Genomic DNA, 14,602 nt, shown 5'->3' on the forward strand with positions numbered 1-14,602 from the left:
TGTGGTCAGCGCACGGATGTCGGTGGTCTCAATGGCCTGCACTTGCGCCGTCGTCAGCGCCGCCAGCGTGCCTGTGGTCAGCGTGGATACCTGCGTGGTGGTCAGCGCAATGATCTGGTCGCTGGTCAGCGCTTGCACGGTGCTGGTGGCCAGGCCCGCCAGTTGGCTGCTACGCAGGGCCTGGATGTCGGTCGTCTCAATCGCCGCCACTTGGTCGCTGGTGAGCGCCTTCAGTGTCGCCGTCGTCAGGTTGGCGACCTGGTCTGTGGTCAGCGCAACCACCTGGTCTGTGGTCAGCGCCTGTACGGTGCTCGTCGCAAGCCCTGCCAACTGGCTGGTCTTCAAGGCTTGGATGTCGGTCGTCTCAATCGCCGCCACTTGGGCGGTGGTCAGCGCTGCCATCGTGGCCGTCGTCAGGTTGCCCACCTGGTAGGTCGACAGGGCCGCAATCGCGTCTGTGCTCAGCGCCTTGATCTGGCCTGTGGTCAGCGCAGCCAGTCCGGCCGTGTTCACCACTCCAATCTGGTCCGTGGTCAGGGCAGCCACCGCGGTGGTGGTCAGCGCCTGCACGGTGCGGGTGCTCAGTCCGCTGACTTGGGCGGTGGTCAGGGCTACTACCTGGTCGGTGGTCAGGGCCTTCACTGCGGATGTACCCAGCGCTCCAAGCTGGTTGGTCGTGAGGGCTTGGATCTGGTCGGTGGAGAGCGCCGCCACCGTACCGGTGCCTATCGCTCCGAGCTGGCCTGTGGTCAGCGCACGGATGTCGGTGGTCTCAATGGCCTGCACTTGCGCCGTCGTCAGCGCCGCCAGCGTGCCTGTGGTTAGGTTAGCCACTTGGAGCGTCGTCAGCGCTTCAATGTCCGCCGTCTCAATTGCGGCAAGTTGGGCGGTTGACAACGCTGCCAAAGTTGCCGTACTTAAAACACCCGATTGAGCGGTGGAAAGCGCAACAATTTCATCCGTAGTAAGAGCTTGGGCCTGAGAGGTTTTAAGCGAAGAAACTGCAGCTGTCGACAAAGACTGGAACTGATCCGTGGACAAGACAACCAAATTTGTGGTGGTCAGCGCCCCCAATTGCGCCGTCGTAAGCGCACCAAAATCATCCGTTGACAGCCCAGTGATCTGTTTTGTAGTCAACGCAGCGATTTGCGCGGTCGTACTACCCAGAATGAAATTTGATGCTGCCATTTTTAACCTCTATTCCTTTTTATCCACACCTGCTGAGGGGATGCGAATGAAATGCCGACTCTATGAAACAGGCAATGCAAACCCCAGTTATGGAGTTCGCCCGTTCCCTCATAACGACACAATTTTTCAAAACTTAAACAATTTCTTTCAACTGGCACACAACAAACAGAATAGCCGCCCTAAAAGTAGCACCTTATCGCACAAACGAGGGGGCCAAGCAAAAGATTTAAGACCCAAAAGCCCTCATTCTTCTGAAAACGCAAGGGACTTTACGCACTCTTATCTATTTGTTTGCGAGCACTCACACTCATCCAAACATCGGCTCTTCGCTTTGCCTCTGCAACTTGCATAAGCCCCAATTGCGCCTCCGAACGGGAATAGTTTGCCGCGGCTCCGGCGTCGCCCGCCTTGGAGGCCAAGATCAACCACTTATGGGCCTCTATTGCATCCAATGCCACGCCATCCCCCGTTGCGTACATCAAACCCAATCTGGCTTGGGCAGGCGCAAGCCCCTGTTCAGCGGCAAAAACCATCCAGTGAAAAGCCTCCGCCAAGTCGAGGGGAACACCTAGCCCTTTGATGAAGGCAACCCCCAAGTTGTACTGAGCTTCAGCATCGCCTTGCAAGGCCGCCTTCTGCAACCAGAACGCCGCTTGCTCAAAATCGCGAATCCGGTTCAACAGCACACCCAAGGTCGCTTGGGCGGGCACAAAACCGGAGGCGGCTGCTTTGTTACACAATATGAAAGCGGCGGGCAGATCGCGCTTGATACCGCCACGCCCACTGGCAAAGATAGATCCAAGATTCCACTGTGCCTTGGCGTCGCCTTGGTCAGCCGCCCTCTGGAGCCAATCCAACGCTTGGCGAAAATCTGATGCGATGCCGAGACCGGCTAAATAACAAGCGCCTAACGCACTTTGGGCCTCCGCATACCCCTGCTCCGCCGAGAGTTTGTACCAACTAAATGCAGCTGAAGGATCTTTAAGAACACCAGTCCCTGTGGCGTACTGCTGCGCCACTATGTACTGAGCTCGCGCGTCACCAAAATCAGCAGCCCTTCGATAAGCCGTGGTTGTCAACTCCTCTGCGTTGTTACAAAAGGTGTCGGCCAATGACCGCCACGCATGGCCATTTTGCTGCTCCCCTGCCTTGATATGCCAAGCGATGCCCTGAAATACATCACGATCTTCACTGCCAGCGCCCAACAACCAACGCCCTATTGCAACCTGCGCATCCACTGAGCCCCGCTCCGCAGCCCTTAACAGCCAACTGCTCGCGGTCGGATCACGCTTAAGCTCCAATAGTTTCGCCAAGGCAACTTGTGCACGCACGTCGTCGCCATTCGCTGCGCGCCCGTACCAATATTCCGCCTGGGCCAGGTCCTGGGGAACCCCCATCCCAGCCTCGAACATGAACCCCAAGTGAAACCAGCAGTTCACATCCCCATTCTCGGCCGCATCGAGCCATTCGCTGACAACAATTTGCCGACGCTCTGTGGCTGCCCTTCGGCGCCCGCCCCGACCCGACACTGAGGACCGGCCAACCTCTCTGCTGTTCGACTGCTCCAAGGCCACCTGTGCAGGCGCGTACCGCTGCGACGCTGCCCGGCGAAACCAAAAAAAAGCGGCTTCTTTATCTGGCTCAACACCGTGCCCACCAACGTACATTTCGGCCAAAGCGTGCTGCGCAGCGGCCAGACCCTGATCTGCGGACGCCTTACACCACTGAAATGCGAGAGACACATCGGGGGCAATTCCAATACCTTTGGCAAAGGCTTGTGAGACGGCGAACTGAGCCTCTGGTGTGCCAAGTTCCGCGGCTTTCAAGAAGCATGCAAAGGCTGCCTCATGGTGTGCTGCGCCGTGTAGCCTCCCCAGTCGAAAATAGGCCTTGGGGTGCCCCTGCGATGCCGCACGAAGAAACCAGACAAATGCCTGGTGTTCGTTCTTCTCAATCGCTACGCCGCTGGCATAGCGCGTCGCAAGCAGATACTGAGCAGGCACATGCCCCTTTTCCGCAGACATACGAATCCAATGGATCGCCTGTTTGAAGTCCTGGGAAACGCCAATGCCATTGGCAAACATCAGCCCGACTTCATACTGTGCATCGGCCAAGCCCAGACGCGCAGACTTCAACGTTCTCAGAAATACCGCTTTATCACGACCCGATATCACAAGAGTCTCCCAACCAACGAGTAAAAGTGTCGTTGCACGCGCTACATTTTTTCAACACGTTGCTCCCCGCCGCCCATGGCTTTGTACAGTTGAACCTCCGCCTCCATTTGCGCCCTCCGCAGGGAGATAACTGCCTGCTGAGCAGCCAGCAAGTCCTGCTGCCCCTCAATCACCTCGCGATAGGCCACCAGACCACCGTCGTATCTGCCTTGAACAATCTGCAGCCGCCTTTCTTGGGACGCTTTATTTGCCAGCGCTGACCGCATTTGCTTGGCCAAGGATTCACGAGCAGACAACTGGTCCGCAACTTCGCGAAAAGCCTGCTGAATGGTTTTTTCGTATTCGGCGACCGCAATTTCCTGGCGTGCCTGAGCCACCGCAACGCCCCCTTGAACGCGCCCACCATCCCAGAGCGCCGGCAGCGAGACCAGCGGGGAGAAAGTGGAGGAATTGGAGGTGAACAGGCTTGCAAACCCGCCGCCGACCGCACCAAAGCCCGCCGTAATAGCAATTTTTGGGAAAAATGCAGCGCGCGCCACGCCTATGTTGGCGTGCGCAGCCCGCAGTCGTTGCTCGCTTGCCATGACATCGGGTCGAAACAACAGGACCTCGCTAGGAATGCCGGGGCGCAACACCGAATCAAAACCAGGCTCCTCAATGGACTTACCTTCCGGCTGCACGACGCCTACCTTCCCGACCAAAAAGTCCAAGCGATTGCTGGCCACCGTGCGCTGATGCTTCAGCGCCGCCAAGCTTCCCTGGGCGGATTCCAGCGCCACGGTTGCCAACAAATACTCATTGTCATTGGCGGCTCCGAGATCACGCCCCTTCCCCACCAACTCTGCCGCGTACTCGCGTAGATTCACGGTCGCGCGCAACAAAGAGATCAACTCGTCCAATTGCAAAATTTCATAGTAAGCGTTGGCGACATCGGCTATCAGGGTCAATTGCACTGCACGTCGGGCATCTTCGGTCGCAAGAAAGCTGAATCGGGCGGCCTCAGTCATTCCGCTGATTCGGCCCCAAAAATCGAGTTCATAGGAGACGCTAATCAATGGCGCGGTGTAGCCCGTTGTGATGGCCGTTCCTGCCGGAGGCCCAAGGCTAACGGTTGGCACACGATCTGCGCGCACCACTCCGTATTGCGCACGCGCCTCTTGCACGCGCCCCACTGCCATGCGCAGATCACGGTTGTTTTCCAATGCCGCTTCCAGCAGTGCTTGCAACCGCAAATCCGTAAAAAAGGTGCGCCAGTGGGTGGCTGCTGAATTGATACCGGGGACTTGACCAGGTTGTTCCCACTTGGCAGGCACTGGCGCGACAGGGCGTTGCAACTCCGTCTGCGAACACGCCGACAACAAAAAAACAACTGCAATAAGGAGGGAAACTCTGTACATAACAAGCCAAAGCACGCAGGTGCAGGCTTCGCATACTACGTGGCTACGCGCTACGGCAAGTCCACAAATACCCCTCTTTCCCCCCCCGTTTTAACGCGTTGATTCGGTACATACTTGCTGTAATCCCCTCCTTCAACTATGTATTCGTCCGAGGTAACGTGGCATCTTTTGAAGAAAACTTCGTAGACATCGTCATGCGCGCATGGAATGGTCAGCTGGAATTTGCACAGCTGATCGACTGCGCAGCCCAAATGGACGCCAAAAAGCTGAATCCATTGTCTGCAGTGCTTTACCAGACTTGGCTCAGCAGAACACCATCACCCTATGCCTATGCGGCTTACTTCAATCTGGGCGTCACTTTGTCCAATCTTGATGACTTCCCAAATGCCGAGGCTGCCTACCGGAAATCCATAGAGTTGCACCCCACCTTTGCCCAACCCCGCCTAAACCTTGGTTCGTTGTTTGAACGCATGGGACACATTGACAAGGCTTTGTTGGAATGGCGATGGGTGGCAGACAACATCAATCCTGATGCACCGGAAACCAAACCCATGGTTATCCTGGCCTGCAATCACCAGGGCCGCGTTCTGGAAAACAGAAAACAGCTACACGAGGCACTAGAGTGGCTCACACGAAGTCTTGCATTAGACCCAAGCCAGGAAGATGCCCTGCACCACTGGATACATCTGCGCCAGAAACAGTGCATTTGGCCGGTTTACCCTACCCTTCCCGGAATCAGCCTCGATGCCATGCACAAAGCGACATCAGCATTGGCCATGCTCAGCGTCTCCGACGAACCAGGCAAACAGCTGGAAGCCGCGCGACGATTCGTGGAGAAAAAGGTCAAATCCGACGTTCCCACCTTGGCCAGCCCCAAAGGCTACGGACACTCCAAACTGCGTGTTGCCTATGTTTCGTCAGACTTTTCGCTGCACCCAGTTTCCATGCTGACGGCGGAACTCTTCGAGCTCCACGACCGCACACAATTTGAGATATACGGTTATTGCTGGAGCCCTGAAGACGGCTCCGGGTTGCGCCAAAGAGTGATTCAATCCATGGATCATTTCCATCGCATTGACAGAATGACGGACGAAGATTCGGCCCGTCTCATCCGTTCGCACGAGATCGACATCCTCATTGATCTGCAAGGCCAGACTGCCGGTGCCCGTGCCAACCTTTTGGCATACCGCCCCGCGCCGGTGCAAATCACCTATTTGGGATTGCCTGCGACCACAGGTTTGCCTTCGATTGACTACGTCATTGCCGATAAATTCCTGATACCTGAGGCATCAGCCCATTTGTATTCAGAAAAACCGCTCTACATGCCTGACGTGTACCAAGTGAGCGATCGCAAGCGCTCCGTAGGCCCAACGCCCACACGCGCCGCATGTGGATTGCCATCGGAAGCATTCGTGTTTTGTTCTCTGAACAACAACTACAAGTACACGCCCGAGGTGTTTTCTGTATGGATGAGCATCTTGCGCCGCACACCGGGTAGCGTGTTGTGGCTGCTATCGGATAACCCTTGGGCGGAGGACAATCTGCGCAAGGAGGCGCAGATGCGAGGCATCAGTCCAGACAGGCTGTACTTTGCAGCCCGCGTGCTGCCACAAGACTACCTTGCGCGGTATGCGGCTGCCGACCTGTTTTTGGACACATTCCCGTTCAATGCCGGCACCACGGCCAACGACGCGCTCTGGATGGAACTTCCGTTGTTGACTTACACCGGACAATCTTTCGCCTCGCGCATGGCAGGAGCACTGTTGACTGCGGCAAACCTGCCGGAATTGATCACGTACAACCTGCAAGACTATGAGGAGAAAGCCGTCGCCCTAGCAAACGCCCCTGTAGAGCTTGCGCGGATTAGAAAGCACCTGGCTCAAGAGAAAGCCAACGGGGTATTGTTTGACACGCCCCGCTTTACACGTAATCTCGAACAGCGCCTAAGGCAACTTATCGCAGATCTCGAGGCTGAGCAGCTTTAGTGCAGCAGCGTGCTTTGGCTATTGAACCGGGCATCGCAGTGTGCCAACCACGGTTCCGTGAGGTCACGCACCTTGGCATCATTGCCCAAAATACGCAGCATGATGCGTGACTTCTCTGCTTTTTCCTGTGCGTCAAGCTCAAGACGTCGCGCCTGGCTGCGGAGTTGCTCAATCAGCACCGCGCACACGCCTTCATGGTGAACCACGGTATCCCAGTCCTGCACGCGGGCTGCGTCCAGCATCTGGAGGCTGCTGGCCTCTATAGCCCTGTAACACTCGATCAATGTCTTTGGCATGGCAGGCCCTCAGATCTCAAACAGGCTTCAGGTAGGCAGGTCCTTGCCCATCGATTTGCTTCCAGCCGCTGGCTACGGGCTCGATCAGTTGCTTCACCTCACTGAGCAAAGTCGGGTCATTTTTTGCGTTAGCCAACACCAGGCGCATCACGCAGTACTCGTAGAGGTTTTTCAAGTTGGCCGCCAATTCGCCGCCTTTGGACAGATCCAGAGGGGCAATCAGTCCCTCCTCCAGGATGCGGATGGCAGAGCTGATGTGGTTGCACTTCGCGTTGATGTCACCCGACTGCATGGCCAGACCAGCTGCTCCCAGAGACCGTTGCAAAGCTTCAAACAACAGTGTTACCAGCTGATGGGGACTCGCCATTTCTACACTGGCGTCCACACTCGCTCTTTTGTAGGCGGAAGCCGAACGGGCGCTGACGGAAGTAAACATGCTGCAATTCCTTATCTTCTTGCAATCTATATCGGCACCGCCAGCGCCAACTAAAGTGCATTCAATCTGAAACCGGCCACCCCTGAGAGCTTGAAGAGCTCCCTGAGGCTCACTTCAAGCTCAGGGCAAGGCGAGCCAACACCTCGGAAATTGGGACAAATCCGCCCGCGGGCTGCGCAACGCCGTCTAAGGTAGGCGCAACTGCAACGCCTACGACCTTGCCGGTCTTGTCAAAAAATGGCGCCCCTGCATCCAGAGGGGTCAGCGGCACAGTGGTGCGCACCCATTTTGTATTTACAGCGTCCTTCTGGGTGCCAACGGCTCCTTTGCGGATACCCATGTCAGGCGTTCGCGCCGTGACATCCATCACATACACATCCTCTCCCGCCTGCATTGCGGGAGCGGCACGAAGGGCCAACGTCGAAGCATTGCGCTCCGTAAGCTGGACCAAGGCAACGTCATTTTGATCATCTCTGCGAATGACAAAGCCCAAGGATTCACGCCCAGAGGCTGATTTCAGCTTGATCAACTGGTACCCACGCACAGTGTGTTCGCTGGTGATCAAATACCCGTCAGCACTCACCACGAACCCGCTACCTCGGTTCATGCCAGCAATCACCGTGAATACAGCAGACCTGGGTTCATCTGGCGCTGCGCCACCCTTGGACACTTCCATCGCGCGCAGTGGCTCCGCCATAACCGGAACGCCCCCAGACGGGGTGGCACTCCGATCCCCATGGATGGTGCGATAGAACGTTGGATCTGCGAGCAGATTTTGGGTCGCGGACGCAAACGCACTTCGCATCAGCTCAGTCGTTCCGCCTGGCACACTCTCATCTGTCTGGTAAGAGCCTTCGGTTGCGGTCTCGTAGACCATCTTTTTCTGCGCAGTGCTGTACACCTGCCACTGCACCTTGACATAGGCGCCGCCGCGCGCATCGCGCCAGTTTCCGAAGTCAGACCACGGAGCGCAAGTGTCCATATTCACGCCAGCCACCTGCCCCGACACCACAAATCCAGCCCTGGAACTGATACTGGACTCCGGAGCAACCCCGGGTTCGACCACGGTGGCAAACTTTGCTTTCTCAACCTCCTGACGGAAACTCTCGGCGAATTCGTCGTCATTCACATTCACGCGCCCGTCACGCCAGGCAAGGGGTTTTCCGGGTATGCACAAGACGCCAAAACGCGACTTGCCAATCAATTCGCCTTTGGGCAAAGCATCCGCAATTTTCCGAAACTGAATCACCTTGGTGCCGGCGTCGACAGGCGCTGTCAAAGCGGCACCCACAGGCACCTTTTGCACACTCGTAGAACATGCAACCAAAAGGCTGGCCAAACCCAGCCATAGAAATCCGACGCAGCGCACCTGTTTATTCATGGCTGCAGCCATCAACCCGAAGACTTGTTCCAGGTCGTTACCTGCTGGGAAACATAATTGCCGAGCGCGGTAAGGCTGCCGAGCCTTGCGTCCAACGCTGAATACTGCTTGCGCAGGCGAGCCTCTACCATTGCCGCCCTGTCATTGACTTTGGTCTGTTCGGTGGCATTGTTATCCAGCGACTTCTGAAGCGCCTTCGCCTTGTTGACGACAGAGCCGCCAGCGCTTAGCACCCCTTTTGCAAGATCGCTGAATTTCAACGCAAAACCATTGGTCTTCGCATCACTGTTATTTGCAGTGAACAACTTCTGCAGCTCCGTTCCGTTGTTGGCGGCTGCACTGAGTTTGGTTGTATTCAAGGACAAAGAGCCATCCAACTGGCGCTCGATACCCACATCGGACAACCTTGAATACGCCGATCCGGTACTCACAGAGCTCAACATACTGCGAAGGACGCTTTGCAATCCCAACACCGCAGAGTCACCCTGGAAAATCGACGGCGTCTTGGTCGCGGCGTCGTACTTGGTCATATCTGCCAAAGACGCGGAAAGGGCGTTGTAGGCCGTAATAAAGTCTTGCACGTTTTTGACCGCGGGGGTCACATCCTCACGCACAGCCATAGTAATGGGAGACTTCGTCTCGCCAACCGAGCCATAGTTGGTTGTGGTGGTAGCTGTTAGCGTAATCGTGACCCCAGGAATATTGTCGGTCAAGGTATTGGTCTTGGAAGTCACTGCTAGGCCGTTGATTCGGGCTTTCGCGTCCTGCCCATTTTGCGCGGGTGTGCCACTGGAGGCCATGCCAAATGCCGCAGTTTGAGGGTCATAGGCGAAGCGCGATAGACCTGCGTTGTCAGCATTGTTGCCATCCGCGTCCGTTGCCTGGATCCTGAAGCCCGCATCTGCTCCAGTACTCTTGGAACGCAATAGCAACCGCTCGCCAGTCCCGTCTCGGAACACAGTGGCAATGACGCCCGCCGACGACGCATTGATTTTTGCCGCCAACGTGGTGACCGTGTCATCGGCAGCCACCGTGATGGCTACGTCAGAACTGCCGCTACCGGCCGTAAAGGTAGGGCGGGCGGAGTTTGCTGCGGTGACCGCTGCAGCCGCAGCCGTGGCTGCAGCGGTGGCTGCTGCGGCAGCGGCCGTAGAGCTCGCAGCAGCACTGATCGCCACACCTTTCAGTGCCGAGGCATCTGTCGCATCGGCGGTCGCGGTAATGCTGTTTGCCGCGGATTGCTCACCGCCAGTCATGGCAGCGTACGCATTATTTTTGGCAAGCAACGCGGCATTTTCCGCCGCTTGCAATGCCGGCGTACTGTGATCGTTCGCGGCAATGGCCGCAACCCAATCGGAGTAGGCACTTGCGTACGAGGACTGCTCCGGGGACACGGCTGCTGATGCTAAATCCGTGGCCGCCGTATTGTGATCCGCCAGCGATGATGCAGCACTGGCAGCGCTGCTCGCAGCCGTGGCGCTGGCCGCCGAAGCCGCATTCGCCGCAGTGACCGAGGCCGCTGCAGTACTGACAACCAAAGCATCTTTGGCAGCGACATCAGCGTTGGTCGCCCCGGCATCAGAGGACCCACCCGACCAAGTACCGAGCCTAAATGTCAATGTACCAGCGCCAACGGTAGACCCCAGGGAAACCGAGGCCGAGGAATTGGATTGCTCTCTGGCCAAAGCGTCTACATCCAAAGTGAACGACGTTGCGGTGGTAGCCGCAGTGGCCGTAACCGTCGCCGCTGCGGTATTGGAAGAGCTCGCTACACGGGAGCTCCAACCGGAAGTGGAGGAAATTCGCGCCGCAACATCGCTGAGTGCAGAAAACTGGGATTGAATTTGCCCAAATGACGTAATTTGGGCTTGCTCAATCTTCGCCTTGGTTTGAAGGGTCGCCAGTGGCTGCTTTTCCAGGGCCACCAGTTTGGTAACAATGGCCTCAGAGTCCAACAGGCCGTTAGTGCCAATACCCAATGATGAAATGGTAGCCATTCAAGCCTCCTGCTCGGTCCACGGCTCAGAAGTGTCTCACTTTGACATCACGAATAACCCACGAAAAGAGCCGTTTTTCCACAAAAAAAAGGTGGCCAGAGGTTTGACCCCTGCCACCTTATCTATCGGCCGCCTCAGCAAATACTTTAGCGCACGGCCTTTTCTTGCACTTTGTTACCGCAGCAAGGCCAGCACACCTTGTGGCAGCTGGTTGGCCTGCGCCACCATGGCGGTACCGGCCTGTTGCAGGATCTGAGCACGCGACAAGTTGGCAGTTTCCTTGGCGAAGTCAGCATCTTGCACACGGGAGCGGGATGCCGTCAAGTTCTCGGATGTAGTGCTCAGGTTGGAAATCACCGAGTCAAAACGGTTCTGAATAGCACCAAAGGTGCTGCGCAGATTACTCACACTGGCCAAAGCGGCATCAATCGCATAGACCGTAGCGTTGGCATTGGCCACGGTGGTCACCGAGGCACTATTCAAGGCAGTGGCGCCCAGCGCCAGCGTTCCAGCGGCAAAGCCCGCATTGGCCGGCGCCGTACCAGCAATCGTGATGCGCTCATTGGAGGACAGGCGCACAGTACCCACTGCGATTCCACCTGCAACCGTGCTGAAATCCAGAATGGAGTTGGCCGTATTATTTTCCGTAACACCAGTGCCCACACCCAAACCACCGTTACTACCCGTGGCCCGGGAAACGCTGATATCACGACCGTCGGCCGCTGTTAGCGTCATTTTGCCATTCGCATAGGAAGCTTGAACCCCTGTAGCGCCAGAGTTCTGGTTCACGGCGGCAACGAAGTCCGTGTAGGTCGCACCGCTACCAACGGTAATCGCTGTGCCGTTGATCGTATAGGTGTCCGCACCAGTGGTGGTGGTCCAGGCAACCGTGACGGACGTGTTGGCTTCCGCATTCAATCCGGAAATGCCCGCTGCATTGATAGTAGCAGCCACGTTGTAGGCGCTACCGGCCGTTTGCCCTGCTGCAATCTGTGCCGCAGTCACGGTGGCGGCAGCCCCGACGTTCACAGCCGTACCATTGCCCACGGCGATGGTCAGAGCCCCTGAAACGAGCGCAGTTGCAGTACCGCCTGTAGCACTGGCGGCACCAGAACCCACGCCAGCGCCTTGCGCACCCACGGCTTTGGCACCGCTGTAAACCGTGGAGCCATCCACATAGTCCGCACGGCGTCCCAGGTTGGTGGTACGCATGCTGGTAGACAAGTCAATGCTGATGGTCTGACCAACGTCCGCACCTACTTGGAATGTTGCGTTACCGAAAGAACCGTCCAAAATCTTCTGGCCGTTGAAGCCGGTTTGCGATGCCACGCGGTCAATTTCAGCCAGACGCTGCTGCACTTCCAGATCCAAGGCGGCGCGGTCAGATGCCGAGTTGGTGGAGTTGGCGGATTGCACAGCCAGCTCGCGGATACGCTGCATGTTGTCTGACATTTGTCCCAGCGCGCCTTCAGCCGTCTGGGAGAGAGAAATGCCGTCGTTGGCGTTACGAGACGCTTGGTCCAGACCGCGAATTTGCGCGGTGAAGCGCTCAGAAATGGCCAAGCCCGCAGCATCGTCTTTCGCACTGTTGATGCGCAAGCCTGAAGACAAGCGACTCATGGATGTCGCCAGCGACGATTGGTTCATCGCCAAATTGCGCTGCGCCGTCAGCGTATTGATGTTGGTGTTAATGATTGAAGCCATTTTGATTCACTCCTAAAAAAGCTTTCCTAATCCGGCAACATGCCGATCTCAACGCCAGCACTGCTACTGGCCGCCATGACCGGTGCGCCACTGTGGCGCCTTCCGGACGACAGGCCCGCCAAGGCCCGTTGCATTTGTTTTCGGGACTATCTCGGAAAACTTTAGGAACTTCACCAGCATCCCGCATTAACACGCCCATTCAGCGCACGGAATTTGAATTAGCAGTGCACTCACCCCGCAATTCGCTTGTTCAAGGGTTTACCCCTATCAAGATCGCCAAGGCAGCGGAAATTAAGCCGCTTTTTGCCGTGCTTATCGCCCGTATGCCTGCGGGGGGCTTCTCCAGAATTCACCCATCGTTACTGATTGTCTGCGGGCTAGCAGGCTATGCAATCGGCGGCGACGCTGATTCACTTTATTTAGGAGTTCCGCAATGGCCTCAACCATCAACACCAACGTCCAGTCGCTGACTGCGCAGCGCAACTTGAGTAGCTCGCAGTCGGCAATGGCTACCTCCATGGCCCGCCTGTCCTCAGGTCTACGCATCAACAGCGCCAAGGACGATGCGGCGGGGTTGGCCATTTCCGAGCGCTTCACATCGCAGATCCGCGGTGTGAACCAGGCAGCCCGCAACGCCAACGATGGCATTTCGCTGGCGCAGGTGGCCGAAGGTGCGCTGGGCAGTTCGTCCAACATCTTGCAACGTATCCGTGAACTGGCAGTGCAATCTGCCAACGCGACCAACTCGGCATCGGACCGGGCAGCGCTGAACGCCGAAGTGAGCCAGTTGACCTCCGAACTGAACCGCATCGCCCAAACCACACAGTTCAATGGCCAGAATATTCTGGATGGCAGCTTCACCTCTGCCACCTTCCAGGTTGGCGCCAATGCCAACCAAACCATCATTGCTACCACGGCGAACTTCAGCACCAGCAAATACGGCAACAACCGCATTGGCTCCGAGATTGCAACAAGCACCGGCGGCCCTGGCGATTTGGTGGTAGGCACTGCAACCGCAGGCACCAACAAGGCCGTAGCCGCAGCCCCCGTGGCGGGTCCTCCTGCGACCAACAACATCGGCGCGGACACACTCACCATCGATGGTGCACTGGGTTCCGCCAGCGTTGCCGTAACCGCAGGCGATAGCGCGAAGGTAGTTGCCGCAAGCATCAACGCACAGTCGGGCACCACGGGCGTAACCGCCACAGCGCGCACCCAGGTTGACGCTACCAACTTCACGGTATCGTCCACCTACACCCTGGCGGTTAAATCCAACAACGGCACTGCTGTCAACATTTCATTCACCACAGGCGCCGTTGCCAACACAGACGGCTTGGCAGCCGCTGTGACGGCGTTCAACGACAAAGCATCCCAGACGGGTGTGACGGCGAAGATGAATGCGGCGGGCACCGGTCTTACGCTGACCAATGAAAACGGTGCGGATATTTTCATTACCAACGCCGCGGCATCCACTGGCACATTTGAACTGCCCGGCGCCAGCGCAACCCCCTATTCCGTAGGACCCGGCGTCGCCGCCGTGGCGACCGGAGCCCTGACCCTGGATTCGGACAAGACATTTGGCGTCAGCGCCGCGGCCAGCGCCGCGAATGCCGGCACCAGCTTCTTCAACAGTGCATCCTCCGCCAGCCAGTTGCAGGGAGCAGACACTCTGGACGTGTCGACCGTAGAGTCGGCCACACGAACCCTGATGACGGTGGATTCCTCCATCTCCGTGATTGCTGGTCAGCGCGCAAAGTTTGGCGCCTTGCAATCGCGCTTCGAGACCGCCATCAGCAGCCTACAAACCACATCCGAGAACCTGAGTGCCTCGCGCTCACGCATCCAGGACGCGGACTTTGCAATGGAAACGGCCAACCTGTCGCGCACGCAAATCTTGCAGCAAGCCGGCACGGCCATGGTGGCCCAGGCCAACCAGCTTCCACAGTCGGTGCTCCAGTTGCTCAAGGGCTGATAGCGCAGCCCTCGAGCAGGGAACCATCCTCTGGATGGCGACCGTGGGACAGGTGCGCCTGCCACACCCTTA

The 14,602-nt window shown here is 57.3% G+C and carries 9 protein-coding genes and 1 pseudogene; 2 read left to right on the forward strand and 8 right to left on the reverse strand.

Going from position 1 to position 14,602, the window contains the following annotated elements; genetic code table 11:
* From AC07OE_RS18905 to AC07OE_RS18915, 3 genes and pseudogenes are all read right to left on the reverse strand, one after another.
* Window positions 1-1,188: pseudogene (locus AC07OE_RS18905) on the reverse strand (heme utilization protein); the annotation flags it as partial.
* A 269-nt stretch (window positions 1,189-1,457) separates the two neighbouring features.
* Complete coding sequence (locus tag AC07OE_RS18910) at window positions 1,458-3,302, reverse strand: SEL1-like repeat protein (RefSeq protein WP_495072113.1); 1,845 nt, start codon at window positions 3,300-3,302, stop codon at window positions 1,458-1,460.
* Window positions 3,303-3,403: 101 nt separating this feature from the next.
* A complete protein-coding gene (locus AC07OE_RS18915) occupies window positions 3,404-4,759 on the reverse strand; it encodes an efflux transporter outer membrane subunit (RefSeq protein ID WP_495072114.1) in 1,356 nt (451 codons plus the stop codon).
* 158 nt (window positions 4,760-4,917) lie between these two features.
* On the opposite strand from AC07OE_RS18915, the gene AC07OE_RS18920 reads away from it, so the two are divergent.
* A complete protein-coding gene (locus tag AC07OE_RS18920; RefSeq protein WP_495072115.1) occupies window positions 4,918-6,744 on the forward strand; it encodes an O-linked N-acetylglucosamine transferase, SPINDLY family protein in 1,827 nt (608 codons plus the stop codon).
* Here AC07OE_RS18920 and AC07OE_RS18925 read toward each other — a convergent pair.
* The 5 genes from AC07OE_RS18925 to AC07OE_RS18945 form a co-directional block, all read right to left on the reverse strand.
* Window positions 6,741-7,040 carry a flagellar protein FliT gene (locus tag AC07OE_RS18925; RefSeq protein ID WP_495072116.1) on the reverse strand — a complete coding sequence of 100 codons (300 nt, stop codon included), beginning with the start codon at window positions 7,038-7,040 and terminating at the stop codon, window positions 6,741-6,743. The genes AC07OE_RS18920 and AC07OE_RS18925 overlap by 4 nt on opposite strands.
* A 16-nt stretch (window positions 7,041-7,056) precedes the next feature.
* Window positions 7,057-7,476 (reverse strand): flagellar export chaperone FliS, encoded by a 420-nt coding sequence (fliS, locus tag AC07OE_RS18930; protein WP_495072117.1) that lies wholly within the window; start codon window positions 7,474-7,476, stop codon window positions 7,057-7,059.
* Between the two features lie 109 nt (window positions 7,477-7,585).
* Window positions 7,586-8,857, reverse strand: coding sequence for a S1 family peptidase (locus tag AC07OE_RS18935; protein WP_495072118.1), 1,272 nt, complete (start codon window positions 8,855-8,857; stop codon window positions 7,586-7,588).
* 11 nt (window positions 8,858-8,868) lie between these two features.
* Window positions 8,869-10,854 (reverse strand): flagellar filament capping protein FliD, encoded by a 1,986-nt coding sequence (fliD, locus tag AC07OE_RS18940; protein ID WP_495072119.1) that lies wholly within the window; start codon window positions 10,852-10,854, stop codon window positions 8,869-8,871.
* Between the two features lie 174 nt (window positions 10,855-11,028).
* On the reverse strand, window positions 11,029-12,558 hold the full coding sequence (locus AC07OE_RS18945) for a flagellin N-terminal helical domain-containing protein (protein ID WP_495072120.1): 1,530 nt from the start codon (window positions 12,556-12,558) through the stop codon (window positions 11,029-11,031).
* 433 nt (window positions 12,559-12,991) lie between these two features.
* On the opposite strand from AC07OE_RS18945, the gene AC07OE_RS18950 reads away from it, so the two are divergent.
* Entirely contained in the window at window positions 12,992-14,530 is a 1,539-nt protein-coding gene (locus AC07OE_RS18950) for a flagellin N-terminal helical domain-containing protein (RefSeq protein WP_495072121.1), read from the forward strand.
* Window positions 14,531-14,602 lie beyond the last annotated feature (72 nt).

This window comes from Rhodoferax sp. GW821-FHT09E07 (assembly GCF_059416145.1).

Bases quoted from the DNA above. Each gene is read 5' to 3' on its own strand.
- AC07OE_RS18915 (WP_495072114.1), bottom strand. From the start codon at position 4,759: ATGTACAGAGTTTCCCTCCTTATTGCAGTTGTTTTTTTGTTGTCGGCG.
- AC07OE_RS18925 (WP_495072116.1), bottom strand. From the start codon at position 7,040: ATGCCAAAGACATTGATCGAGTGTTACAGGGCTATAGAGGCCAGCAGC.
- fliS (WP_495072117.1), bottom strand. From the start codon at position 7,476: ATGTTTACTTCCGTCAGCGCCCGTTCGGCTTCCGCCTACAAAAGAGCG.
- AC07OE_RS18935 (WP_495072118.1), bottom strand. From the start codon at position 8,857: ATGAATAAACAGGTGCGCTGCGTCGGATTTCTATGGCTGGGTTTGGCC.
- fliD (WP_495072119.1), bottom strand. From the start codon at position 10,854: ATGGCTACCATTTCATCATTGGGTATTGGCACTAACGGCCTGTTGGAC.
- AC07OE_RS18945 (WP_495072120.1), bottom strand. From the start codon at position 12,558: ATGGCTTCAATCATTAACACCAACATCAATACGCTGACGGCGCAGCGC.
- AC07OE_RS18950 (WP_495072121.1), top strand. From the start codon at position 12,992: ATGGCCTCAACCATCAACACCAACGTCCAGTCGCTGACTGCGCAGCGC.